Origin of the sequence: Luteipulveratus mongoliensis (genome assembly GCF_001190945.1) — a bacterium.
GTDB classification, from domain to species: Bacteria; Actinomycetota; Actinomycetes; order Actinomycetales; family Dermatophilaceae; genus Luteipulveratus; species Luteipulveratus mongoliensis.
On record NZ_CP011112.1, the window covers coordinates 182,110 to 204,805 of the forward strand.

The 22,696-nt window shown below is 69.1% G+C and carries 24 protein-coding genes; 12 read left to right on the forward strand and 12 right to left on the reverse strand.

Annotated elements, in window-relative coordinates; translation table 11 throughout:
- Positions 1-46 precede the first annotated feature (46 nt).
- On the forward strand, positions 47-1,156 hold the full coding sequence (locus VV02_RS00900; RefSeq protein ID WP_052589304.1) for a GNAT family N-acetyltransferase: 1,110 nt from the start codon (positions 47-49) through the stop codon (positions 1,154-1,156).
- 156 nt (positions 1,157-1,312) lie between these two features.
- Here the strand turns inward: VV02_RS00900 and VV02_RS00905 are convergent, their stop codons facing one another.
- Positions 1,313-1,843 (reverse strand): CGNR zinc finger domain-containing protein, encoded by a 531-nt coding sequence (locus VV02_RS00905; protein WP_052589305.1) that lies wholly within the window; start codon positions 1,841-1,843, stop codon positions 1,313-1,315.
- 26 nt (positions 1,844-1,869) lie between these two features.
- Here VV02_RS00905 and VV02_RS26250 point away from each other — a divergent pair, with 26 nt between their 5' ends.
- On the forward strand, positions 1,870-2,079 hold the full coding sequence (locus tag VV02_RS26250) for a hypothetical protein (RefSeq protein WP_157063207.1): 210 nt from the start codon (positions 1,870-1,872) through the stop codon (positions 2,077-2,079).
- Between the two features lie 283 nt (positions 2,080-2,362).
- Here the strand turns inward: VV02_RS26250 and VV02_RS00910 are convergent, their stop codons facing one another.
- Positions 2,363-3,409, reverse strand: a complete 1,047-nt coding sequence (locus VV02_RS00910; protein WP_052589306.1) for an IS110 family RNA-guided transposase — start codon at positions 3,407-3,409, stop codon at positions 2,363-2,365.
- A 273-nt stretch (positions 3,410-3,682) separates the two neighbouring features.
- Entirely contained in the window at positions 3,683-4,687 is a 1,005-nt protein-coding gene (locus VV02_RS00915) for an IS481 family transposase (protein ID WP_052589307.1), read from the reverse strand.
- Positions 4,688-4,945: 258 nt separating this feature from the next.
- On the opposite strand from VV02_RS00915, the gene VV02_RS00920 reads away from it, so the two are divergent.
- From VV02_RS00920 to VV02_RS00950, 7 genes are read left to right on the forward strand one after another with little or no spacing between them, the layout of a single operon-like run.
- On the forward strand, positions 4,946-6,025 hold the full coding sequence (locus tag VV02_RS00920; protein ID WP_245632963.1) for a FecCD family ABC transporter permease: 1,080 nt from the start codon (positions 4,946-4,948) through the stop codon (positions 6,023-6,025).
- On the forward strand, positions 6,022-6,816 hold the full coding sequence (locus VV02_RS00925; RefSeq protein WP_052589308.1) for an ABC transporter ATP-binding protein: 795 nt from the start codon (positions 6,022-6,024) through the stop codon (positions 6,814-6,816). The genes VV02_RS00920 and VV02_RS00925 overlap by 4 nt, the downstream gene beginning before the upstream one ends.
- Positions 6,788-7,804: an ABC transporter substrate-binding protein gene (locus tag VV02_RS00930; protein ID WP_245632964.1), complete on the forward strand. Its 1,017-nt coding sequence runs from the start codon at positions 6,788-6,790 to the stop codon at positions 7,802-7,804. Before VV02_RS00925 ends, VV02_RS00930 begins: the two co-directional genes overlap by 29 nt.
- 1 nt (position 7,805) lies before the next feature.
- Positions 7,806-8,597, forward strand: a complete 792-nt coding sequence (locus VV02_RS00935; protein WP_052589310.1) for a Rossmann-like domain-containing protein — start codon at positions 7,806-7,808, stop codon at positions 8,595-8,597.
- Complete coding sequence (locus VV02_RS00940) at positions 8,594-9,805, forward strand: MFS transporter (RefSeq protein ID WP_157063208.1); 1,212 nt, start codon at positions 8,594-8,596, stop codon at positions 9,803-9,805. Before VV02_RS00935 ends, VV02_RS00940 begins: the two co-directional genes overlap by 4 nt.
- Positions 9,802-10,728 (forward strand): GHMP family kinase ATP-binding protein, encoded by a 927-nt coding sequence (locus VV02_RS00945; RefSeq protein ID WP_052589311.1) that lies wholly within the window; start codon positions 9,802-9,804, stop codon positions 10,726-10,728. The genes VV02_RS00940 and VV02_RS00945 overlap by 4 nt, the downstream gene beginning before the upstream one ends.
- Complete coding sequence (locus VV02_RS00950; RefSeq protein ID WP_218917328.1) at positions 10,697-11,770, forward strand: pyridoxal-phosphate dependent enzyme; 1,074 nt, start codon at positions 10,697-10,699, stop codon at positions 11,768-11,770. Before VV02_RS00945 ends, VV02_RS00950 begins: the two co-directional genes overlap by 32 nt.
- 58 nt (positions 11,771-11,828) lie before the next feature.
- Here the strand turns inward: VV02_RS00950 and VV02_RS00955 are convergent, their stop codons facing one another.
- From VV02_RS00955 to pdxY, 5 genes are all read right to left on the reverse strand, one after another.
- Entirely contained in the window at positions 11,829-12,731 is a 903-nt protein-coding gene (locus tag VV02_RS00955) for a nucleotidyl transferase AbiEii/AbiGii toxin family protein (protein WP_052589312.1), read from the reverse strand.
- 16 nt (positions 12,732-12,747) lie between these two features.
- Positions 12,748-13,698 (reverse strand): type IV toxin-antitoxin system AbiEi family antitoxin domain-containing protein, encoded by a 951-nt coding sequence (locus VV02_RS00960; protein WP_083449814.1) that lies wholly within the window; start codon positions 13,696-13,698, stop codon positions 12,748-12,750.
- Positions 13,699-13,872: 174 nt separating this feature from the next.
- Complete coding sequence (locus VV02_RS00965) at positions 13,873-15,240, reverse strand: hypothetical protein (protein ID WP_052589313.1); 1,368 nt, start codon at positions 15,238-15,240, stop codon at positions 13,873-13,875.
- On the reverse strand, positions 15,237-15,893 hold the full coding sequence (locus VV02_RS00970; protein WP_052589314.1) for an ABC transporter ATP-binding protein: 657 nt from the start codon (positions 15,891-15,893) through the stop codon (positions 15,237-15,239). Before VV02_RS00970 ends, VV02_RS00965 begins: the two co-directional genes overlap by 4 nt.
- Positions 15,890-16,738, reverse strand: coding sequence for a pyridoxal kinase PdxY (gene pdxY, locus VV02_RS00975; protein WP_052589315.1), 849 nt, complete (start codon positions 16,736-16,738; stop codon positions 15,890-15,892). The genes VV02_RS00970 and pdxY overlap by 4 nt, the downstream gene beginning before the upstream one ends.
- Positions 16,739-16,802: 64 nt before the next feature.
- On the opposite strand from pdxY, the gene VV02_RS00980 reads away from it, so the two are divergent.
- The gene (locus VV02_RS00980) at positions 16,803-17,018 is read left to right on the forward strand and encodes a hypothetical protein (RefSeq protein ID WP_052589316.1); all 216 of its coding nucleotides are present in this window, start codon (positions 16,803-16,805) and stop codon (positions 17,016-17,018) included.
- A 99-nt stretch (positions 17,019-17,117) separates the two neighbouring features.
- Here VV02_RS00980 and VV02_RS00985 read toward each other — a convergent pair whose 3' ends face one another.
- The gene (locus VV02_RS00985) at positions 17,118-17,858 is read right to left on the reverse strand and encodes a peptidylprolyl isomerase (RefSeq protein WP_052589317.1); all 741 of its coding nucleotides are present in this window, start codon (positions 17,856-17,858) and stop codon (positions 17,118-17,120) included.
- Between the two features lie 80 nt (positions 17,859-17,938).
- Between VV02_RS00985 and VV02_RS00990 the strand changes: the two genes are divergently transcribed.
- Positions 17,939-18,262, forward strand: coding sequence for a rhodanese-like domain-containing protein (locus VV02_RS00990; protein ID WP_052589318.1), 324 nt, complete (start codon positions 17,939-17,941; stop codon positions 18,260-18,262).
- Positions 18,263-18,376: 114 nt separating this feature from the next.
- Here the strand turns inward: VV02_RS00990 and VV02_RS26770 are convergent, their stop codons facing one another.
- Genes VV02_RS26770 through VV02_RS01005 form a run of 3 tightly spaced genes read right to left on the reverse strand, consistent with a single transcriptional unit; the run spans position 18,377 to position 21,113 of the window.
- On the reverse strand, positions 18,377-19,201 hold the full coding sequence (locus VV02_RS26770) for an acyl-CoA thioesterase (protein WP_052596381.1): 825 nt from the start codon (positions 19,199-19,201) through the stop codon (positions 18,377-18,379).
- A gap of 21 nt (positions 19,202-19,222) precedes the next feature.
- Positions 19,223-20,083: an Fpg/Nei family DNA glycosylase gene (locus tag VV02_RS26775; protein ID WP_052589319.1), complete on the reverse strand. Its 861-nt coding sequence runs from the start codon at positions 20,081-20,083 to the stop codon at positions 19,223-19,225.
- Positions 20,076-21,113, reverse strand: a complete 1,038-nt coding sequence (locus VV02_RS01005) for an App1 family protein phosphatidate phosphatase (protein WP_052589320.1) — start codon at positions 21,111-21,113, stop codon at positions 20,076-20,078. Before VV02_RS01005 ends, VV02_RS26775 begins: the two co-directional genes overlap by 8 nt.
- A gap of 139 nt (positions 21,114-21,252) precedes the next feature.
- Between VV02_RS01005 and VV02_RS01010 the strand changes: the two genes are divergently transcribed.
- Complete coding sequence (locus tag VV02_RS01010) at positions 21,253-22,584, forward strand: glycoside hydrolase family 15 protein (RefSeq protein WP_052589321.1); 1,332 nt, start codon at positions 21,253-21,255, stop codon at positions 22,582-22,584.
- The last annotated feature ends 112 nt before the right edge of the window (positions 22,585-22,696 follow it).

The window sequence follows — 22,696 nt, forward strand, 5'->3', positions numbered from 1 at the left end:
GGTAGGTGGTTACTCCTTACCGGTTCAACTGCTTACGCTCGGGACCATGTCTTCTCGCCCACCCGCGCACGTCACCGAGCCTCGAACCGCTCACCTGCAGCTTCGACGTCTGGTCGCGGAGGACGTCGAGCGGCCGGAGGTGCTGCGCTGGTTCACCGACCCTGAGGGCTACGCGCTGATGAACGAGTCGCCGCCCGGGCCGGATGCGGCGCGCGATCTTGTTGCGTCGTGGGTGACGGCTTGGAACGAGCGCGGCGTCTCCTATTGGGCCGCCTCAGACAACGGCACGCTGGTCGGTGTCGGCGGGGTGCGCCACGTCGTACGCCCTCAAGGTGGCGACTACCTCAACGTGTCCTACCGCCTGGACCCGAGCGCTCGAGGCAAGGGCTACGGTCGCGAGATCGCTTCCGCTGCAACGGCTTTCGCTGCCGAGTGGATCCCAGACATCCCTGTGGTCTGCCGGGTGGCGAGGCGCAACATCCCCTCCGTCCGTACGGGTGAGCGAGCGGGCTGCATCGACGTGAGCGACTGGCCGCCGGAGGCCTCCGAAGAGCGCGACCCGAGCGAACGCGTCATGCTCAGCCCCGTCGCCCTGTCCGGTCCGGTCGAGAAGGCGACTCCGGCGTACGACGAGGTCGTGAGTCTGTGGGACCGGGTCAACTCTGCTGGTGGAGCGGTTGGGTTCGAGGCGGGTGCGCCACTGGACGACGTGCGTGCCGTGCTGGATGTTCACCTGGCTGCGTGTGCTGCCGGCGAGGCGCAGGTCGTGCGGATCGCCGAACCGACCGCCGCCACCTGGAGCGACCCGTCCGCGCACGGACGGCTGCTGGGCTTCGGCTTCCTGACCTTGCCGGCGGACAGCAAGATCGCGCACCGCACCACGCTGCTCCGCGTCATGGTCGACCCGGACCGCCAGGGGCACAACTTCGGCCGAATCCTGTTGGCAGCGCTTCATGTTGAGGCGCGCGAGGCCGGCCGGGAGCTCGTCGAGATCGCCTATCGCGGCGGCACCGGGCTGGGTGCGTTCTACGAGTCGTGCGGCTACGTGGAGACCGGTCGCGTTCCCGGAGGGCTGCGCTTCAGCTTCGGAGACCGCGACGACGTACAGATGACCCGCCGCCTCGACGGCCACCCGCTGCACTCGCTGGTCGAGTAGTCAATAAACCCGCTGGTCGAGTAGCCGGAGCGCTAGCGGAGGCGTATCGAGACCAGGTGCACGCGGTCACCGGGTCTCGATACGGCTCGCCCTTGGGGGCTCGCCTACTCGACCAGCGGAAGGGGCTCGCCTACTCGACCAGCGGAAGGGGCTCGCCTACTCGACCAGCGGGGCGACGGCGCGCTTGCGATGGCGGCGTACGGCGTCTCGGTTCGCGCACCGCGGTGAGCAGTAGCGCTGCGTGCCAGGCCGCGTGAAGTCCGCGAAGACTCGAGTGCAATGCGGCTCCGCGCAACGGCCGAGTCGGTGCATGCCGCGGGTCACCAGATGCAGTGCGGTCGCAACGCTGATCATGCTGCGCAGGACGAGGTCGAGGCTCAGCCCGTTGGGCCGATAGTGCAGGTGCCAACCGCCGTCGTGGTCGGTGAGGCTGGGGTGGGTGGCGTAGGTGGCGAGGCTCTCGTTCAGCACGCGTGCCCGGTCCTGCTCGTCGACCACATCCGCGAGCGCCTGCCACTCGTCGAGGAACCGCAGGGTGTCGGCGAGCTCCTGATCAGTCACGGTCCAGTCGACGATCATGCCGGCGTCGTTGCAGATGCGGGCGAGCTCAGCCCCCGTCGTAGGGGGCCGGTCGACCAGTCGAACGGCGAGGCGTACCGGTTCTTCGCCGTAAGGGTTTACACGCATAGGACCATGACATCACGCTGAGGGGTATGGAGCAATGCCCAGTCTCGCGCGGCCCGCATCTGTGGCGGGTCGCCTCGTCGCACCGCACCAGTGAGGGCGTCGTGCGTTACCTGAGCTGCGACTGCGATGCGTTCGAGATCCAGCGCGGCGGCGCGGCGCTCGCCGGTCGAGCACCAGCCATCGCCGCTGGTCGAGTAGGCGAGCCCCCAAGGGCGAGCCGTATCGAGACCCGGTGACCGCGTGGGCTGAGTCTCCCTGCGACGCACGGGGTCGATACGCCTCCGCTGGCGCTCCGGCTACTCGACCAGCGGTGGTTGCCTGCTCGACCAGGGGTGATCGTTCGCGGAGAAGGACAACCTTGTTGTACAGATCTACAACAAGGTTGCGCTTCTCCACAGACCCCACACCAGCCGAGTCGCGACACGCCGAGGCCCTACCGCCGGTCGAGTAGGCGAGCCTCCAAGGGCGAGCCGTATCGAGACCTGGTGACCGCGCGCACCTGGACGCTCCTATGGGTCGTCAAGTGGTTGCGGGGTGTTGGAGAAGTCGGTAGATGTCTCGGGCGATGTAGCGCTTGAGGCAGCGGGTGATCTCGCGTCTGGTCTTGCCTTCGCTGGTGCGGCGGGCGACGTAGTCGCGGGTGTTCTGGTCGTAGCGGATCCGGGTGAGGGCGATGGTGTGCAAGGCCCGGTTGAGCTGGCGGTCGCCGTATCGGTTGAGTCGGTGCCGGGTGATCTGACCGCTGCTGGCGGGGATCGGCGCAGTGCCGGCGATCATCGCGAAGGCTGCCTCGGAGTGGATGCGTCCGTTGTGGGACCAGGCGCACAGGATGGTCGCGGCCACGATCGGTCCGATGCCGGACTGGGTCAGCAGGTCTGGTCGCCAGGAGGTGACGATCGCCAGGATTGCTTTTTGGTGCTGCTCGGCTTCAGCGGCCAGGGTGCGGGCGCGGCGTGCCAGGGCCCGTAGTGCGGTGATCGTGGTGGTGGTCTCGGTGTCCGCTGCGGTGCGCACGCGTAGGGCTGCCGCGGTGGCGATCATCGCGGGCAGCCGTTGCCCGCGGAACCGGGCTCGGATGGGTTCAGGGGCGGCGATGACCAGCGCGAACAGCTGACGTTGGGCGTCGGTGGAGGCGTTGACCGCGGAGCGTCGCGCGGCCAGCAGCACCGACAGTGCCTGCCGGTCGCCGCTGGCTCGTGGGGTGCCTAGCCGGGGTCGGGCCATCGCTTCTCGGGCCGCGCGGACCGCGTCCAGCGGGTCGGACTTGGCACCGCCTCGGCGCTGGGCGCGTTGAGGGCGGTCCAGCTCGACCACCATCTCCTGCCGGCCGCTCAGCAGCCGCGTCAGGCCGGCGCCATGGCTGCTGGTGCCCTCGATCGCCCAAGCCCGCAGCACTGCGTGCTCGTCGGCGAACGCCACCAGGCGGGCGTAACCGGCCGCGGTGGCCTCCACCGTGATCTCACCCCGCACACCACCGGTGCGAGCATCAACAGCAGCCGCGCTGTGGGTGGCCACGTGAGTATCGACGCCGATGACGACATCGACCACATCAGTCAGACTGGTCATGCGTTCTCTCCTTTGTCGGAACGGGACGTGCTCCGGTCCGGATCGGAGAGTCGGCAGGACTGTGATGGGACACATCGCGCGCCGCTAACGCTCGATGGTCAAGCTCCTGATCAGGCCAGCAACTCCGACCGGGCCGGGGTCGGCAACCACGAGCGGACAAGTCCAGGCAAAGGCACCAAGCCAGTCTCGATACGGGTCACACCCGCGGCCACCAACCACAGCCCAGCACCAACAAGGCCGCGACACGAGCCTCACAGTCTCGATACGCCTCCGCTAGCTGTTGCTGCGCATGAGGTTGGTGACACGGGCTGGGAGGCGTGAGGCTGGTGGCTGGTCTCCGGCGGCGGTGTGGGGCCGATGGTAGTTGTAGTGGACCTGCCACACCCGAAGCCGATCGCGGCGGTGCTGCTCGGACTCGAACACGGCGGCGTACAGGAGCTCGCGGGCCAGGGTCTGTTGGTAGCGCTCGACCTTGCCGTTGTGCTTAGGCGTGAAGGGTTTGGTCCGTTGGTGCTTGGCGGCGAAGGAGTGCACGGCGCGGGTGAAGTCATGCGCGCGGTAGCAGGCGCCGTTGTCGGTCACGATGCGGGTGAAGCGGGTGATGCCGTGCGCGGTGAAGAACACCCGGGCGCGGAACATGAACCCGATGGCGGTGGCAGCCTTCTCATCGTCGTGGGCCTCGGTGTAGGCCAGCCGGGAGAAGCCGTCCACGGCCGAGTGCAGGTAGGTGTACCCGATCCGTTGGCCCTTCTTACGGGCCCGGTCAGAGGCCTTGGCCTGGGGTGAGTGCTTGCCGTGAGCTCGCCAGCCGCCGCCGTCGGGGATGCGTCCGACCTTCTTCACATCCAGGTGGGTCATGTGACCGGGGTAGCGAGCGATGATCTTTCCCGGTGCTCGTAGTGGTTCGCCATCGACGTCGAGGTGGCGTAGACGATTCAGGCCGTATCGGACCAGGATCCGGCTGATCGTGCAGACCGCGACGTCGGTGCCTTCCTGGGCCAGCTCGAGATGGATCCGGCGCGCGGACCACTTGCGTTTGCGTAGCTCGATGATCTGCTCGATGACCGCCTTGGGTGTAGCGGTCGGTGAGTGCTCGGGGCGGCTGGTCCGGTCGTGCAGGCCAGCGTCGCCGTGGCGCCGCCAGCGGGCGTACCACTTGGACAGGCACTGACGAGAGACCGCGGCCTCGGCCGCGACGTGCGCGATCGGCCGGTGCTGACAGCGGCGGACAAGACGACGGCGGCCCTCGAACGACAGGGCGGCACTACCGTGAGGCATAGGGCAGGTTCCTTCGGCTGACTCGACGTGATGAACGGCTAGACACCTTCATCCTGTCGCCGCAGGGACCTGCCCGTCCTTAACCCGCCGGCCGTGTCACCAACCTCATGACCCGCAACAGCTAGCGCTCCGGCTACTCGACCAGCGGTGGTGGGCTAGCGCTCCGGCTACTCGACCAGCGGTGGTGGGCCAGCGAGGTGAGCTCGACCGGCGACGCTCGACTTGCGCTCGATTTGAGAATCGTTATCGTTCTCTTCTGTGAACGCCGTCGTCGCAGCCGAGCCGCGCCGCCCGCTGGAGTCCGGCGTCAGTCGCTGGTCCACGGTCGGCGCGTTGGTCGTACTCCTTGTGCTGTCAACGGGATTCGCGATCGCGGCCGGCGCGACATCCCTGCCGATCGGCGAGACAGTGCGGCACCTCCTGGCGGGTTTGACCGGCGGGAGCATCGACGCCACCGATGTCACGAACTACACGGTGGTGTGGGACATCCGCACTCCTCGCGTCCTGCTCGCCGCGATCGTCGGCGCCGGTCTGGGCGTGCTCGGGGTGGCCACGCAGGCGATGGTGCGCAACGCGTTGGCCGACCCGTTCATCCTCGGCGTCTCGAGCGGGGCGTCGGTTGGCGCCAGCGCCGTGGTCGCGCTCGGGGCGTTCGCCAGTCTCGGGATGTACGCCTTGTCGGTCGCGGCCTTCGTCGGCGCCTTGGTGGCGGCGGCCGCCGTGCACGTCTGCGCGCGTGGATCCGGTGGCATGTCACCGATGCGGCTGGTGCTCACGGGAGTCGTCCTGGCGTACGGCTTCCAGTCGCTCATGAGCCTGATCGTCTTCGTCGAGCCCCGAGGTGACGCCGCCCGGACGGTGATGTTCTGGATGATGGGCAGCCTCGGCGGCGCCACCTGGTCCGCGGTCCCGATCGCTGCCGGTGCGCTCGTCGTCGTCATCGCCTGGTTGATGCGGCACGCCGACGATCTCGACGTCATGGCACTCGGCGATGCGACGGCGCTGAGCAGTGGTGTCGACTGCGACCGCCTACGTCGCCAGCTGTTCGTGCTCACCGCGGTCGGGACCGGTGCGTTCGTCGCGGTCAGTGGCGCGGTCGGGTTCGTCGGACTCGTGGTGCCGCACGTCGTACGACTGCTCGTGGGTCCGCGGCACCGTGCCGTTCTCCTGCTCGCACCTCTCGTCGGCGCCGTCTTCCTCGTCTGGGTCGACCTCTTCTCCCGCGTGCTGGTGCCCCCGCGTGAGCTGCCGCTCGGCGTCGTGACGGCGGCGATCGGCGTACCCGTGTTCCTGCACCTCATCCGGCGCCGCGGCTACACGTTCGGCGGCAGCCAGTGAACGTACGCATCGAGGGCGTTTCGCTGGACGTCAGCGGCCGCCGACTCGTCGAGGACGTCACGATCGACGTGCCGTCAGGATCGACGCTCGGGGTCGTCGGCCCCAACGGCAGCGGCAAGTCGACCCTGCTGCGCGCCCTCTATCGGGAGCTGCAACCCAGCACCGGTGCGGTACTGGTCGACGACGTCGAGGTCGGCGCCCGGTCGCTGCTCGATCACGCTCGCGCGGTCGCCGCCCTCGCGCAGCAGGAGTCGCTCGAGCTCGACTTCACCGTGCGCGAGGTCGTCTCGCTCGGTCGCCATCCGCATCCTCGCCATGCCGACACGGACGACGCGGTCATCCGCGAGGCCATGGAGCTCACAGAGGTCAGCGACCTGGCCGGGCGCAGCGTGCTGACCCTCTCTGGAGGCGAGCGGCAGCGCGTCATGATCGCGCGGGCGCTGGCTCAAGCGACGCCCGTCCTCGTGCTCGACGAGCCGACCAACCACCTCGACCTGCGCCACCAGCTGCGTGTCGTGGCGCGTATCGCCGCCTCCGCACGCACCGTGCTCGTGGCACTCCACGACCTCAACCTGGCCGTCTCGATCTGCGACCAGATCGCCGTGATGCAGCACGGCCGAGTGGTCGCCTGCGGCGATCCCGGCACCGTCCTTCAGCCCGCGCTCATCGAACGCGTCTACGGCATCCGCCCCGACCTCGTCAGCCACCCCGAGTCCGGCCGGCCCCAGCTCCTCTTCACACCTGACCTGCAGGTGTCACCTGATGAAAGGCAAGCCCATGTCCCGTCCTAGCCGCCTCTTGGCGCTAGCTCTCGTTCCCGTCAGCGTCACCGCGTGCGGTGCAGAGGTCGATCGTTCCGAGTCGACCACCGCACCGTCCAAGGTCACGAACTGCGGTGTCTCCCAGTCGTACTCGCCGCCCAAGGCGCCGGTCGCGTACGACGTCTCCGCGATCGAGAAGATGTTCGCCCTCGGCCTGTCCGACCGGATGCGTGGCATCGTTCTGCCTGCCAGCGTGAAGAGCGTGGCGAAGTCCTCGACCTATGCGAAGGACTACGCGGCCGTCGACACCATCGGCACGGACGTGCTGAGCCAGGAACAGGTCGTCTCGGCGAAGTCGGACTGGGTCTTCGCCGGATGGCAGGCCGGCTTCAGCCCCGAGCGTGGGATCACGCCAGATTCGTTGTCCAAGCTGGGGATTCGGTCATATCTACAGGAGGAGACGTGCTTCTCCTACGACAAGGCCAAGACCAGGGGTACGACGTCTGGCCTGCTCGCACTCGATGCCACCTATCGAGACCTCACCAACCTCGGCGACGTCTTCGGCGTCGAGGGCAAGGCGAAGGAGGTCGTCGATGGGCTGCAGAAGCGGCAACGCGCGCTGCAGGCCCGGCCGGCACGTACGAAACCGCCCACGGTCTTCGTCTACGACTCCGGGACGAGCGAGCCCTACACGGCCGGCCGGCGTACGGCACCGAACGACATCATCACCCTCGCCGGCGGGCGAAACGCGGCTGCCTCGTTGGACGCTCGATGGGACGTCATGGGATGGGAGTCGGTCGTCAAGACCGAGCCGGACGTGATCGTCGTCGTGGACTACGACAAGGAGCCGCTCACCCGGAAGCTCGCTTACCTCAAGAACCAGTCGCCGTTGAAGACGTCAAAGGCCGTGCGCAACAACCGGATTCACGTCCTTGACTATGGCCAGGCCGTCAGCGGACCGCGTAACCTCGATGCGGCCGAGGCGCTGACGCACTACCTCGACAAGCAGGGGTTCTGACATGACGGTCGACGACCTGATCGCGTCCACCTTGGCCAACCCTGCGTACGCCGACCTGAGGGCTCGCAGTGTCTTCTGGGTGCAGCACGGCACCCGGCTCGCCGGTAGCCCTCAGCTCTTCCGCAACCGCTACGTCCTCGTCCGCGTCGAGGCAGCGTTCGGCGCCTGCGCGGTCGAGGAGGGCGAGCTGGACGGCGCCGTCGCTGACCTGTCCGGCAGCACCGTCGCCGAGCTGCTTGCCCACCCGGCGCTGCCGGTGCGCATCGCCGCGCTGGACGCCTGCCTCGGTGCGGTCCGACCCCACCGCGACGACCCGCGAGCCGAGCTCGTCACGCTGCCCACGGGCACACCCGACCAGCGTGCGGTGGCTCGCGATGCGGCAGTCACGTCGCTGCTGGACATCACGCCCGGTCAGAAGGTCGCGCTGATCGGAGTGGTCAACCCGCTCGTCGCCGCCATCCGCGAGCGTGGCGGTGAGTGCCTCCCGTGTGACCTCGCCCTCGAGCAGACCCACTGGGGCGATCCGGTGACGCGTGACATGAATGCCGTTCTCCAGCAAGCAGATTCCGTCCTCGCGACTGGGATGACCGTGGGCAACGGCTCCTTCGACGTGATCCGCGAGACCTGCCAGAGCCGCGGTATCCCCTTGACCATGTACGCCCAGAGCGCGGCAGCAGTCGTACGAGAGTTCCTCGGCTCGGGCGTCACCGCGCTCTCGGCCGAGCCAATGCCGTTCTCCCAGCTGAGCGCTGACGCCTCCCCGCTCTACCTCTACCCCCAGGGGAGCTCGTGACGACCGGGACGGCCGTCGGCGGGGCGGACGTCGTGCCTCCCGATCGACAGATGGTTCGCGCCCTCTGGCCGCTACTTGTCGCTGCTGCTCTGGGCCTCGTGCCGTTCACCGTCTTCAGTACGTTCCTCGTACCGATCGCATCCGATGCCGGCTCGGACATCGATGTGGTCGGAGCACTGCGGGGGCTCGGCGGGCTGGCCGCACTGGCCGTAGGCGCCCTCGCCGCACCGGTCGTCGACCGGCTCAGCCGTGCACACATCGCCGCGGGGGCACTCGCGCTGCTGGCAGCGGGTTGCCTTCTCTCGCTTGCGAGCTCGACCGCGACGTGGGTCGTGTTCAGCCTGCTCATCGGCGCCGGGACGTCGCTGCTGAACCCGGCGTTGTCGGTCATGGCCGCCGATCACTACGCCGGCGCCGCGGCCTCCGGGCGGGCCGCCACCCTGGTGTCCTCGACGACGACGCTCACAGCCGTGCTTGCCGCTCCGCTGCTCGCCGTGCCGGCGCTGTGGTGGGGCTGGCAGGGCGACTTCGTGGTCGCGGCAGTCGCCTGCGTGGTCGTGGCCGCTCTGGTCGTACGCCGACCGGCACCAATCGTCGAGCCGTCAGCTGCCGTGGGCTATCGAGAGGCATTCCGAACGGTCCTGTCCTTGCCCGGTGTGCCGGGGTTGCTGCTCATCTCCGCTGCCCGGACGACCTGCTTCATGGGCCAACTTGCATATGTAGCAGCCTATTTCGACGATCGGCACGGTCTGTCGGCAACGACGTTCAGTCTGGTCTGGACGTTGTCGGGGCTGTCGTTCTTCCTCGGCAGCTGGTGGACGGGACGTCACCTCAGTCGATCCGGGGACGCCGGCACCCTGTTGCGGCGCGGCTGTGCCCTCGGCGCCGTCGGGGCAGCGACGCTGTTCATGAGTCCGTCGCTGATCGTCGCTCTGGTCGCGGTCTCCGCAGTCGCTGCCGGTCACGCGATGATTGCCGCAACCGTGGTCACGCTTGTCGTGCGTCGGGCTGGACGGGTCCGCGGAACGGCCTTGAGCCTCAACGCGTCTGGGCAGAGCCTCGGGGTCTTCCTCGGCGCCGCACTCGTCGCGCTGGCCCTGCGTCTCGGCGGCTGGCACGCAGTGGGAGGCACGCTCGCTGTGATCATGGCCGGCGCACTGCTGATGGCGATGCGATTGCGCGACTCGTCCCATGAAGAGCCGACATGACAACGACAGCCGGCACACTCGTACGGACTGGCACCGGCGAAGCTCCGGCACATCACGGTGAGCTGCTGCAGGGCGTCTTCGACGACGGCGGCGACTGTCGACCCGGACTGCTGACGCTGCCGTGGCATCGCGTCGGGGCGACAGCAACGTTCCGGCCGACCGCCATCGGCCAGGGCGTCTCGGTCGTGGTGAACCCGCCGCACAAGACTCGTGCACGTCTGGCCACCGAACAGCTCCTCACCCACCTGCGCGCCGCTCATGGAGCGCCCGCGGTGAGTGGCGTGCTGCATCTGCGCGGGCGTCTCCCGGTCGGCGTCGGTATGGGCTCATCCTCGGCCGACGTCCTGGCCGCGATGCGCGCGGCGATGGACGCGGTCGGCGCGACCGTGGAGGACGCGGACCTGTGCCGGTTCGGAGCCGCCGCTGAGGGAGCCTGCGACCCGTTGGCTCATCTGCCACGAGCGGTGCTGTTCGCGCAGCGCCAGGGACGGGTGATCGAGGAGTTCGGTGCGGCCCTCCCGCCGATGGTCGTGCTGTCGTGCGAGACCGGGGCCGGTCGGCCGGTCGAGACCGAGGGCTGCGCGGCGCCGGACCACGCGTATCTGCCCGACTACGAACGGCTTCGGGCCCGCGTCCGGAGTGCGCTGGCGACGGCTGACCCCGCTGCGCTGGGCGCTGTGGCAACCGAGAGCGCCGAACTCAACCAGGAGCGGCTGCCCAAGGTGGAGCTCGGCCACCTCAAGGCCGCGTGCCTGCGGCATGGCGGCGTCGGCGTCCAGGTCGCCCACAGCGGCAACGTGGCCGGGGTCCTGTTCGCCGGCGGCTCGGCCGGGATCCTGCCGGGAGTCCGGCGATGTGCGGCGCAGCTGGAACGCGCCGGCGTACGCGTCCATGGCTGGTACGACGTCCCGACCGGCCGCTGACATGGAGGTCTTCTCCCATGCGGGCCAGGCCATCGGCCGTCCGGACCTGATCGCTCTCGATGCCACGACCTACGCCATCCGGTTCGAGTCGATGAAGGTGCTCTCGGCGCGCGGTGCTCTGCTGCGGCTCCTGTCCGAGGGCCGCGTCGCGGTCGGAGACACGGTGATCGACAGCTCCAGCGGCATCTACGCTCAGGCTCTGGCGCTGGCCTGCCATGAGCTCGGAATCCGTTGTCGCATCATCGGATCCACCACGATCGATCCCGTCCAGCGGGCACAGCTCGAGCTGCTCGGTGTCGAGCTCGAGCAGATGCCGCCGACCGACAGCCTTCGCCAGGACCAGGACCGTCGCGTGGCACGCATTCAGGAGATCCTGACCGCCGAACCGCGGGTGCACTGGATGCGGCAGTACCACGACCCGATCCATGACGACGGCTATGCGCCGGTCGGTGAGGCGGTCGGCGGCGCGCTCGCCGCTCGGGGACACGCCGCGGTAACCGTGGTGGCGGCCGTTGGCTCGGGTGTCTCGAGCTTCGCTCTCTCCCAAGGGATTTCGCGGTCCCTGCCAACGCGACTCGTCGGCGTACAGCCTTTCGGGAGCGTCACGTTCGGGTCCGAGCACGTCGACGACCCGGACATGCTGATCGCCGGAATCGGCAGCTCGATCCCGTTCGGCAACGTCCGGCACACGGCGTACGACGTCGTGCACTGGATCTCGCACGAGGTTGCCTGCTCGGGCACGGTCGACCTGCTGCGCCGGCATGCGCTGTTCGCGGGACTGTCCAGCGGAGCGGTCCACGCTGCTGCCGGGGCCGAGGCCGGCCGGGAGGGCGACGAGGAGCGCGCCCGACTGCTTGTCGTGCCGGACACCGGGCACCGGTACGCGTCCACGGTGCACGCCCGCCACGGCGACGTCCGGCCGCTGACTGACTACGCGCCGAGGCAGGTCGCTGAGCCGGACGAGCTCGTCCTGCCGTGGTGCCGAATGGAGTGGGGCGGCCGAACCGCTCCCCAGCCCGCGTCGTACGTCCCGGGCGACTAACCCTCCGGCGCCGTCCGCGACTCCGCGTACTCCGGAAGGTTTGCCGGGTGGTCGTGCGTTAGGTCCTCCAGCCCTGACGCGGTTCCCACGTACCCGTTGTACGCGTACCGGACAGCAGCGGGTCCATACACGCACCGACAGCGGTGAGCGCGCCATCGAGGGTGCGCAGGTGGTCGGGCAGCGAGGTGCCGTCGACGACCTTGGCGTAACCCTTCGCCCAGGCGAGACCCGGGCTGGTCACCGCAGCTGGCAGCTCGAGGGACCGGCGCTTCCTCTCATGCGTGAGGGCGGCGAGCACCCTTGCCGCATCGAGAGATTCAGTGTCGATGATGAGGGCGAGATCGTGCAGGTCGCGGTACCTGCTGGAGGCGTGTCCGCCGTGATGGGGCTCATACATCGCGCACACCTTGTCGGCGAGCTGGTCGGGGACGGGGTGGAGCAGTACGACGGGCATGGCCGGCAGGCCCGGCATGTCGATGACAGGTTCAGGGTGGACGCGGTCGGGCGCGCTGCGCAGCGGGCGGTTGAGGACGAGGTCAATGTCGAAGCGGGTGAACTCGGTCGTGCCGATCGAGGCGATGACCCTGATGGATGCCTGGTCGCGATCCTGTTGTGTCTCAACGCGATTGAAGACGTAGGTGAGGTGGTCTCCGGGCTGGGGCCGGACGAGGTCGCGCAGCTCGGCGACGGCCTCGTTGGCGGTGACAGGGTCGAGGTTCAACAGGTCGAGGTCTCGCGTGAAGCGGGCACCAGGTCGACGGAACATCAGGCTGCCGCCGCCCTTGAGCACCCAGTTCTCTGGCGCGGCGGCAAACACCAGTGCCAGGAAGCGCTGGTAGGCGAACTCGCGATTGAGGTGCTCGGAGAGACGGCCAGTGCGGTCGTGCTCGGCCTTGACATGAGCATGGAGGGCGCGGCGGAACGCCTCCGCGGTGCGGTACTGAGGGGAGCCGTTGATCACCGGTCTACCTCGAGCATCATCGCGGGCGCACGGCCGTGGCCGCTGCTTGCTCAGCCAGGGCCTTGAGCGCCGGACGGAGCGATTCCAGGTACGCCGGCGGCACCTGTTCATCGACCAGAACAGCCAGGGCCCGGCGCAGATTCTCGATGGCGCGCGGGCTAGTGGCCTGCTGCAGCGCTGGCGACGCGGACAGCTGTGCACTAGCTGCAAGCCAAGGCTCCAGTGCTGCCCTCGGAACATCTAGTTGCAGACTGTCTACAGCCCGCTGCAGCTCCTCGAGCCCGGCGGATGCCCCAGCGAGGCGGACGGTGCGGTCGAGAGCATCAGGGATGCCCGCCTCCTGCAGAAGCCGGGCGACCAGGGCGTTGCCGTCGCCGGCGGGGGCGGAGTAGTAGTGCGCGTACGGGCGCAGCGCCTCGGCGAGATCGTCCGGGTGGACGCCGTGACTGGTCGTGGCGTCGCGTACGACCGTTGCGAGGTGGCCACCATCGAGGCGGCCACGGGCCAGATCGACGACGGTATGCACCGGTGTGGTCACAGGCAGACCGTCCACGACGGTCCAGCGCTCGAGGTCCAGCTGAGCTCGGTGCAGCCGCACATCCGGCTGCCGTGTCTGTTTCCGGGTAGCGACGCTGAACTCATGGATATCGGCGTCGATATCGCCCATGTCCAGCAGCAGCGCAGCAGAGCGGTGAGAAACCACCGCCGGCGGCGATGAGCCAAGGACACGCTCGGATGCGAGCAGGGGGCGACGATCCAGACTGAGCCATGCCGCCCTGAGGGAGTCGAACCGGTGCGCCGGAGAGCCAGCGAGACGGTAGATGCCATGACGAGGACGCTCCAGAATCCCCTCATCGACCATGCGCGTCAGAGCCATCCGAGAGATCCCGGCGGCATGTGCCTGCGCAGCGGTGAGCAGGCCCCATTGACTCGCAGCAAGATCACTCACCTCAAGCACGGCCGACATCCTTGCTCCTCACGTCAAGTGCTGCAACTGTAACATCTAGGCGTTACAATTGCAGCATGAGCTGGTGCTATTTTCAGCTCTCCCCGATGATGTGCTAGTCGCAGGATCGGGCAGAGGTCGGATCCACGGACGGCGTCGGGTCCTAGACCCGCCCGCCCGCGCAACGCGCGTTGGCTAGCGCTCGGGGGCCGTACGCGCGCGCAAGCGTTGGGCGCCGAGCAGCAGCAGGAGAGCCGACAGCGACACGAGTGGCCCCACCGCATCGCCACCGAGCGCCGCGAGTCCGCCAGCGATCAGGCCCACGACGAGAACACCCAGGTGTGGCAGCAGCGCCCAGAACAGCACCAGCCCAGCACCGCCGCCCAGTCCCATCAGCTCGGAGGGCAGTCCGCCGAGGAACGCGACGAGCAGCTGCTGAGCGGCCAGCAGCAGCACCACGGCAACCAGCGACACCAACGACGGCGCCACGCCACCGCCCACGAAGATCGTGGCCACACCCCAGATCACGACGACCGGCACCAGCCCGACCACCAGGTGCAGGGTGGCCTCACGGGGCGCGGACATCCCGAGCAGCGTGACGTTGCCCGCGCCATCGGCGAGGGAGCGGAGGCCGCGCACGAGACGGCCGACGCCGGCGCCCATCACGAGCAGCGACAGACCGAGCAGCAGAGCCAGCCGGTCGTCCTGGCCGACCGCCCAGCAGGCCGCGGGCGCACCCACGCAGAGCAGCACCAACCCGACCGCGGTCGACCACGGTGCGCGGAGCAGGGCGAGCACGTCGGCCGCGAGCACGGATGGTCCAGATCCCCACGCAGGCAAGCGAATTCGTCGGAAACGAGGCTTGCCCAGCTGGACCTCGCGGCGCAGGTACGACGCGTCCCCGGCGTACAGCGCAGCCGTCATGGTCTGGCTGAGCACGACCTGCTCGCGCAACTCGGGCTGCCGGAGCTGTGCGAGTGCCGCACCCGACCGCGCGATGTCTCGAGGACTCGGCGGACCTTCCGCACCGAGCACCTGACCGCGCAACCACACCTGGACCGACAGCCAGCCGAGCAGGGCCCCACCGACAGCGCCGATGACCGCCGAGAGGCCGGAGGTCAGGTGCGCGACCGCCATGCCACCACCGATCGAGATGCCGACCACGCCGGCTCCCACCGTGGCGACCAGGTCGGTGGCTTGCCACCACGGCAGCAGCACGCGGCGGCGGTCGATGCTCGCGGGCAGCACCAGGTCGACCAGGCTCAGGTCCGGCAGCACCGGCCCGCGCAGCCGACCGAGCCGGAACAGTCCCGCGATCAGGACGACGACCAGGAGCAGACCGACGGGCAGCGCCCAGGTGTCCCAACGGTCGCGGGCCGTCGCGTTGTCCACGACGGCTTGAAAGATGGCCTGGGACAGCGTGGTCCCGTAGATCCCGGCGAAGAGTGCGGAGATGTAGATGCTGTACGCCGCCCGGCCCAGCTGAGAGTGCCCGTCGTACGCCAGCTCGGTCACGGCGAAGAGCCGCTCGGTGTCGTCCAGTCGACCGACGGAGTCGCTCACAACGGCACCGGTGTCAGCGTGACCGTGTCGTCCGCGATCACCTCGATGACGCTCTCGTCGTGGCAGGCGACGAGGAGTGCGGCGCCGGCTTGCTTGCGTGCCAACAGGATTCGCGCGAGCTGAGCGCGGCGGTCGCTGTCGAGCCGCTGCTCGGGCTCATCCAGGACGAGCACGCCGCTCGGTCGGATCAGCGTCATCGCGAGGTCGGCGAGCTGGCGCTGACCCGAGGAGAGCTCGTGCAGGAAGCGGTGCCGGAGCGGCTCGATATCGAGCAGGTCGAACATCGCGTTGACCCGGTCCGCGCAGGTCTCACGCTGCCCACCCCACGTCTGGTCCACCAGGACGAGGTGGTCCTGCACGGTGAGCTCGCGGTAACCGGTGATCGGCCAGAGCAGCGCAGCGATCACCTCGCGCACTCGCGGGACTCGCTCATCGACCTTCTTGCCGTCGAGCGTCACCGTGCCGGAGCTCGGCAACGCCGCCCCCGTCATCATCCGCAGCATCGTGGACTTGCCGGCTCCGTTGGGACCACGGAGGACCACACCCCGGCCCGGCCGGACGCGTACGTCGGTGGGCGCGACCAGCGCGACATCGTTGACCGAGCGCTGGGCCTGGTCAGCGTGGAGGAGCTCGAAGGTGACGACGTCGCTCACGTGAGCTCAGCGACCGTGAATCGTCCGCTCGGGTGGGCGATCGCTTCCTGAGCGCCGACCAGCTGCAGCTCGCGAGTGCCTGCCTCGTGCGTCCGCTCGACGATCCCGAACACCGAGTCGGCGGTCTTGGCGAGCGCCTCGGCCGGGCCATCGGTCAGCACGTGCGCCAGGAAGATCGCGGCCGTCGCGTCACCGCCACCGGTGACGTAGAGCGGCAGCAGCGGAGTCGTCACCAGCCAGGCGCCCTCGTCACTGACGACGGCCATCTGTACGGAGTCGGCCGGGGTCTCGTCGGTCTGCACCGAGGTGACCAAAATCGTACGAGGACCCTTGTCCCGCAACGTATTTGCCGCAGCGACGAGGTCCGCGACCGAGTGCACCTCGGACCCGGTGAGGAACTCGAGCTCGAACTGGTTGGGCGTGATGATGTCGGCCGCGGGGACGACCCGGTCGCGCATGAACTCAGGGATGCCCGGCTGCACGAAGAAGCCGCGCCCGACGTCGCCCATGACGGGGTCGGCACAGTAGATGGCCTTCGGGTTGGCCTCCTTGACCCTGGCCACGGCGTCGAGGATGACCTCGCCGATGGCCTCCGCGCCCTGGTAGCCCGACAGCACGGCATCGCACTCGGGCAGGACGCCGCGCTCCTCGATGCCACTGATGACATCGGCGACGGTCGACGGCTCGAACACGACACCCTTCCACTGGCCGTAGCCGGTGTGGTTGGAGAAGTGCACCGTGTAGACCGGCCACACCTCATGGCCGAGGCGCTGCAGGGGGAAGACGGCGGAGCTGTTGCCGGCGTGGCCGTACGCCACCGACGACTGGATGGAGAGGATCTTCACTCGCGCGAGGGTAGTCCTCGTACCTGCCAGGGAGACTGGGCTGGTGCGAGATGTCCCTGAACCCATGACCTTGGTCGTCAACGGCGAGACGTTCAGCGCCGAAGCCGACCCGGACCAGCCGGGGGCTTGGCACCTGACGTGGCTGAGCGGACCCAACCCGGGTTACGGCTTCACCACCGTGCGCAGCGACCACCGATGGTCAGAGCGCGCCGAACTGGAGAGCGGTATCCAGTCGTTCCTCGCGGAGATCGACCCCGCAACGGGCTACCTCGCCGACTAGCTGGTCGAGTAGGCGAGCCGCATCGAGACCCGGCGACGGACGTACCAGGGTCTCGATACGGCTGCGCTAGCGCTCCGCCTACTCCACCGGCGATGGCCGTCAGAAACCAGGCTTGGCTCGGTTGATGATCGTGGTGAGCTTGGGGCTGCCGTCCTCGGGCGTCCCCTCAGTGCCGGGGTCGATCCCGCCCGCGGCGATCTTGTCGAGGACCTTCATGCCGCGCTCGCTGATGTGCCCGAAGACTGTGTAGTCGGGGCGCAGGCGCGAGTCCTGGTAGACCAGGAAGAACTGGCTGCCGTTGGTGTCCGGACCGCCATTGGCCATCGCGAGCGTGCCGCGGGTGTAGTTCTTGCGGCTGCCGTCGGGGAAGCCCGGCCAGTTCGGGAGCTCCTTGGCGCTCGCGAGCTCGTCCTTGAACGAGTAGCCCGGGTCTCCCCAGCCGGTGCCGAGCGGGTCACCGCACTGCAGGACGGACAGCGCGGACGGCGGCGTCTGGTAGGCCGTGAGCCGGTGACACTTGGTGTCGTCGAAGTACTTCTTGCGGGTCAGGAACTCGAAGTTCTGCACGGTGCACGGAGCCTTCGACCGCTCCAGCAGCAGTGGGATGTCGCCGCGGTTGGTCTTGAGCGTGATCGGCTTCCAGCCGTGGCTCGGTGTGTGCTTCGGGTCCTTCGGCAGCCCGACCCAGGTCGAGTACGTCTGGTCCTCCAACGGCGTGTACGCGCAGGGCCCCTTGGTCGGGCCGGGCGTCGGCTTCTCGGCCGCAACGGATGCGGTGGGGGACAGGGCGAGGGTCGCGCCGATGGCGACGGCCGCCGCGATGGTGCTCAGGGTCCGCATGGCTCCTCCGGTTCTGCTCCTGCGACCGGGTCTCGGCCGCGTTTCGGAACCTAATGGACCGGCAGGGCACGATGGGCCGTATGAGCGAACAGGCAACAACACCGCAGGACCTCGCCGACGACGCCGTCGTGCTCGACGTGCGCGAGCAGGACGAGTGGGACGCCGGCCACGCGCCAGGTGCCGTCCACATCCCGCTGGCCGAGGTGCCGGCGCGGATCGATGAGCTGCCCGACGCCGAGCCGCTTCCCGTGATCTGCCGCAGCGGTGGCCGTTCGGGCCGGGCCGTGCAGTGGCTGAGCGCCCAGGGCTACGACGTCGTCAACGTCGAAGGCGGCATGAAGGCGTGGGAGCAGGGCGGTAAGTCCGTGGTCAGCACCGGCGACAAGGCCCCCGAAGTCCTCTGACCGCCCACTACCCCGCCGATCTGTCCACCACCCCTCGTGACGTGACCGGTCACCTCACGAGGGGTGGTGGACAGATCGGCGGGGTAGTCGAAAGGCGGGGCGGCGCGTACGACGTCAGCGGGGCAGGCGGGCGAGCTGGCGGGACTGCGCGACCAAGCGGTCCTCGCTGTCCCAGACCTCGCAGTCCTCGACGAAGTGCCCGGACGCGATGTGTTCGGTGTAGTGCTTGAGCCGCAGCCACCCCGGCGCCGGTTTGCCGAGCACGTGCACCGTGAAGTCGATCGTCGGCGCCCAGCCGGGCTTGCCGAGATCCATCGACGCGGGCGGCAGCGCGTCACACGCGAAGAGCAGCTCGAGCGGGTCCGGCTCACGCCCGTCGGCCATCCGCATCCACGCCTGGATCATGCCCTTGCCGCTCGGCTTGCCCAGCGCCCACATCGCGGTGGCCGGGTCGAGCCGCAGCTCGGTCCGATGGAGCAGCTCGGCGCCCTTGAGCGACTCCGGTGGTGCGTCGGTGCTGCGGACGCACTGCTCCGGCGCCGGGATCTGCGGCGGCTCGATGCGGTTGTCCACGTCGGTCGGCGCCCGGTCCAGGTCGGTGAACGTGCCGAGCACCTTGATGGACTCGACCCGGTTGCCTTCCTGGTCGGTCTGCACCAGCGTGGCGCTGCCGACCGAGACGCTGCCGCCCTTGCGGACCAGAGTCGTCTCGATGGTGACGGGCCCGGGGCGGCCGGGCGCGAGGTAGTAGGCCGTGATCGACAGCGGGTCGGCGTGGCCGCCGGCCCCGAGTGTCTCGGACAGCGCCTTGCCGATGACCGCCAGCAGCAGACCGCCGTTGATGCCGCCGCCGATGGTCCAGCTGCGGTCGAGCCTGGCCTCGTAGGTGCCGGGGGTCTCGGTCGGCGTCAGGCTGAGGGCATCGTCGAACTCGCTCACGAGCACCAACCTACCCGCGAGTCACTTCAGCAGTCGCGACATACGGCGATCGGCCAGCGGCTTGCCGCCGGTCTGGCAGGTGGCGCAGTACTGCAGCGACCGGTCCGCGAACGACACCTCACGTACGACGTCACCACAGACGGGACACTTCTCGCCGGTACGCCCGTGGACCCGCATCCCCGCGCGCTTGGAGTCCTTGAGCTCCTTGGCCGGCTTGCCCTCCGCGGCCGTGATCGCGCCCTGCAGCACCTCACGCAGCGCGGTGTAGAGCCGCTCCACCTCGTCGTCCTTGAGCGAGCCGGCCATCGCGAACGGTGACAGCTTGGCCGCGTGCAGCGCCTCGTCGGAGTAGGCGTTGCCGACGCCGGCGATCACCGACTGGTCGCGCAGGAGTCCCTTGATCTGGGTACGCCGACCGCTCACCAGCGCCGCGAACGCCGCCTCGTCGAACGCCTCGCTCAGCGGATCCGGCCCCAGGCTCGCGATGCCCGGCACCTCCTGCGGATCCTTCACGATGTAGGCCGCGAGCTTCTTCTTGGTGCCCGCCTCGGTGAGGTCGAACCCCGACCCGTCGGAGAAGCGGCAACGCAGCGCGATCGGGGACTTGCCGGGCCGCAGCATGTTGGTCGACAACGCATCGGACCACCGCAGCCAGCCCGCGCGCGCGAGGTGGAAGATCAGGTGCAACCCGTCGACGTCGATGTCGATCCACTTGCCGTGCCGCTGCACGTCCGTGACCATCAAGCCCGAAAGTGCTTGCGGCGCAGGGTTGTACGTCTTCAGCACGCTGATCGAGCCGAGCTCGACTCCCGTCACGGCCAGGTCCACGACCCGCCCGCGGAGGAAGTCGGTCAGGGCTTGGACTTCGGGGAGCTCAGGCATCGCTGCGGGCCTTTCGCATGGTCCAGGTGACGAGCCTGTGCAGGGCGTAGCCGTCCGGGCCCTCCAGGGTCGGCACCTGCTGCGGACGACCCGAGACGTCGTCGTGGGACAGCGGGTGACCGTGTGACAGCACCTGCTGGGTCGGGGTCAGCTGGCGGATGGCGACGCACTCGACGCTCTCGGGGTGCTCGAGCGCGAAGTCCTCGTAGATCTGCGGGTCGTGCTGGCCGTCATCGCCCACCAGGACCCACCGGATGTGCGGGAACTCCGTCGCCAGACGGCGCAGCTGAGCCCGTTTGTGAGCCTGGCCACTGCGGAACCACGACGACTCGGTCGGACCCCAGTCGGTCAGCAGCAGCGCGCCCGCTGGGTAGCCGTGCCGCCGCAAGAACCTCGTCAGCACGGCGTGGGTGTTCCAAGCACCTGTCGAGACGTAGACGATGGGCGCGCCTGGGTGGTGCGCCAGCAGAGAGCGGTACATGGCTGCCATTCCGGGCACCACACGTCGCGCAGTCTCCTGGCGCACGAAGGAGTTGTACGCCGCCAGCATCGGCCGCGGAAGCATCGTGATCAGGCAGGTGTCATCGATGTCGCTGACGATGCCGAACCGGATGTCGTCACCGATGATCTGCACGGGAGCACGGACCTCGACGTCGCCCGCTGTGATGGTTGCTTCGTGCCAACCCGCTTGCAGGCCATGGCTTTTCAGGTCGACGTCGAAGTAGCCGCCTCGGTCGGAGACCGTGTCGATCGTGGCGTCACCGAAGGTCACGCTCACGGCCACCTCGGACACCGGCGCCGCGAAGAACACCCGGATGCCCCGGCGTACGGGCGCCTCGTCGGCTGTGGGAGAGGTGCCGGGCTGACCGTCCCGACCGAGAGCGACCCGACCGAGCACGCGCGCGAGACGGGGGTTGCCGTAGCCGGTGTAGGGGAAGATCTGGTGAGTCCAGCCGCGTCCGCCCAGGCGTCGAGCGACCTGCGCATTGAACGCGTCCTCGGCGCGAGCTGCGGGGTGCGGCTTCACCATGCACACACCCTATGCCGCATCCACCCCACCGCTGGCCGAGTACGCGAGGCGCCATCCGCCCACCGCTGGTCGAGTAGGCGAGGCGCTGGTCGAGTAGGCGAGGCGCTAGCCGAGCCGTATCGAGACCTAGACTCCCCCTATGCGTGCGGTCGGGGAGGAACACGGCCCTCCGTCGCGCCGGACGGTGCTGCGCGCCAGTGCCGCCGGGCTCGTCGTAGCCGGGGCGGGCGCTGGTGGCGCGACCTGGTGGCTGCGCGGCCGGCACGACCAACCCGGCCTCTACTCCGAGACCGTCGCGCTGACCTCGCCGACCACACGTGACCTCGTGCCTGCCGGCGAGGGACGCCTGATCTTCCCCGGCAGCCGGGTGATGCGCGCTGCGTCCGGCGCTCAGGCGCTCAATACCAAGCAGCAGCAATGGGTTTCGTCCTCAGCGCCGTGGACGCGCAACCTGGGTGAGCATGCCGAACTGGCCCGCTCCGCACTGCTCGACCTCCACGTGCTGACGGCCGGCGTACCCGGGGGAGCCACGGTCGCCGGCTGGTCACCCCTGTGGCGCTACGTCTGGCCCCGCGACTCGTCGGCAACCGCCGTGGCCCTCGCTCGCTCCGGTCACACCGCAGAAGCCACCTCGACGCTCCGCTACCTCCAGCGTGTGCAGCGCGCTGACGGCTGGTTCGAGGCCCGCTACGTGCCCGGCACCGACCGGGCGCCGGACGACCGGCAGCGGCAGCTCGACGGGTCCGGCTGGGTGATCTGGGCGACCGAGCAGGTACGCCGGTCGCTCCCCTCCGCGGACGCGGCGCAGCTCGTGCGGTCCTTGCGCACCATGCTGATGCGGTCCGTTGGCCGAATCCTCATCAGTACCAACACTCCTGACCACCTGCCCGCTCCCTCACCCGACTACTGGGAGATCGAGCAGGACGACCTCACCCTCGGCACCGTGGCGCCGCTCCTCTCTGGGCTCGAGGCAGCGCCGACGCTGCTGACCGAGCTCGGGGAGACCGAGCTCGCGGCGGCAGCCCGCGACCGGCGTACCGAGCTGGCGGCGGCCGTGGAGACCCACTTCGGCAAGCACGAGTGGCCACGAGACAAGGACGGTGACGAGCAGGATGCGGCGGTGGCGTTCGCCCTACCGCCGTTCGTAGCAACCGCTCCACCCGGCGCGACCGACGCGCTCGACGCCGCGGCCGGCAAGATGATCCGCCCGGCCGGCGGTCTCGCCCCCGGCGCCGACTGGAAGAAGGACGGCATCAGCTGGACGCCCGAGACCGCGGCGTTCGCGCTGGCGTCCGCGGCGACCGGTGACCGCAAGGCAGCGGAGAGCCGGCTGCGCTGGCTGACCGATCACCGGACCAGCGTGGGCTCGTTCCCGGAGAAGGTGCTGGCCGACGGCTCACCGGCCGCCGTGGCACCCCTGTCCTGGACCGCGGCGTTCGTCCTGCTCACCCTCCACGAGCTCCACGCCTGACCGACTTGGCCGACAGTGCGATCCGCGTCGCTACCGGGTTTCGGGAAGCGACGCGGATCGCACTGTCGGCCAAGTTTCGGTCAGGAGTCGCTAGGACGTCGCACATGGTTTG

Bases quoted from the DNA above. Each gene is read 5' to 3' on its own strand.
- VV02_RS00900 (WP_052589304.1), top strand. From the start codon at position 47: ATGTCTTCTCGCCCACCCGCGCACGTCACCGAGCCTCGAACCGCTCAC.
- VV02_RS00905 (WP_052589305.1), bottom strand. From the start codon at position 1,843: ATGCGTGTAAACCCTTACGGCGAAGAACCGGTACGCCTCGCCGTTCGA.
- VV02_RS26250 (WP_157063207.1), top strand. From the start codon at position 1,870: ATGGAGCAATGCCCAGTCTCGCGCGGCCCGCATCTGTGGCGGGTCGCC.
- VV02_RS00910 (WP_052589306.1), bottom strand. From the start codon at position 3,409: ATGACCAGTCTGACTGATGTGGTCGATGTCGTCATCGGCGTCGATACT.
- VV02_RS00915 (WP_052589307.1), bottom strand. From the start codon at position 4,687: ATGCCTCACGGTAGTGCCGCCCTGTCGTTCGAGGGCCGCCGTCGTCTT.
- VV02_RS00930 (WP_245632964.1), top strand. From the start codon at position 6,788: ATGAAAGGCAAGCCCATGTCCCGTCCTAGCCGCCTCTTGGCGCTAGCT.
- VV02_RS00935 (WP_052589310.1), top strand. From the start codon at position 7,806: ATGACGGTCGACGACCTGATCGCGTCCACCTTGGCCAACCCTGCGTAC.
- VV02_RS00945 (WP_052589311.1), top strand. From the start codon at position 9,802: ATGACAACGACAGCCGGCACACTCGTACGGACTGGCACCGGCGAAGCT.
- VV02_RS00950 (WP_218917328.1), top strand. From the start codon at position 10,697: ATGGCTGGTACGACGTCCCGACCGGCCGCTGACATGGAGGTCTTCTCC.
- VV02_RS00960 (WP_083449814.1), bottom strand. From the start codon at position 13,698: ATGTCGGCCGTGCTTGAGGTGAGTGATCTTGCTGCGAGTCAATGGGGC.
- VV02_RS00980 (WP_052589316.1), top strand. From the start codon at position 16,803: ATGACCTTGGTCGTCAACGGCGAGACGTTCAGCGCCGAAGCCGACCCG.
- VV02_RS00985 (WP_052589317.1), bottom strand. From the start codon at position 17,858: ATGCGGACCCTGAGCACCATCGCGGCGGCCGTCGCCATCGGCGCGACC.
- VV02_RS00990 (WP_052589318.1), top strand. From the start codon at position 17,939: ATGAGCGAACAGGCAACAACACCGCAGGACCTCGCCGACGACGCCGTC.
- VV02_RS26775 (WP_052589319.1), bottom strand. From the start codon at position 20,083: ATGCCTGAGCTCCCCGAAGTCCAAGCCCTGACCGACTTCCTCCGCGGG.
- VV02_RS01005 (WP_052589320.1), bottom strand. From the start codon at position 21,113: ATGGTGAAGCCGCACCCCGCAGCTCGCGCCGAGGACGCGTTCAATGCG.
- VV02_RS01010 (WP_052589321.1), top strand. From the start codon at position 21,253: ATGCGTGCGGTCGGGGAGGAACACGGCCCTCCGTCGCGCCGGACGGTG.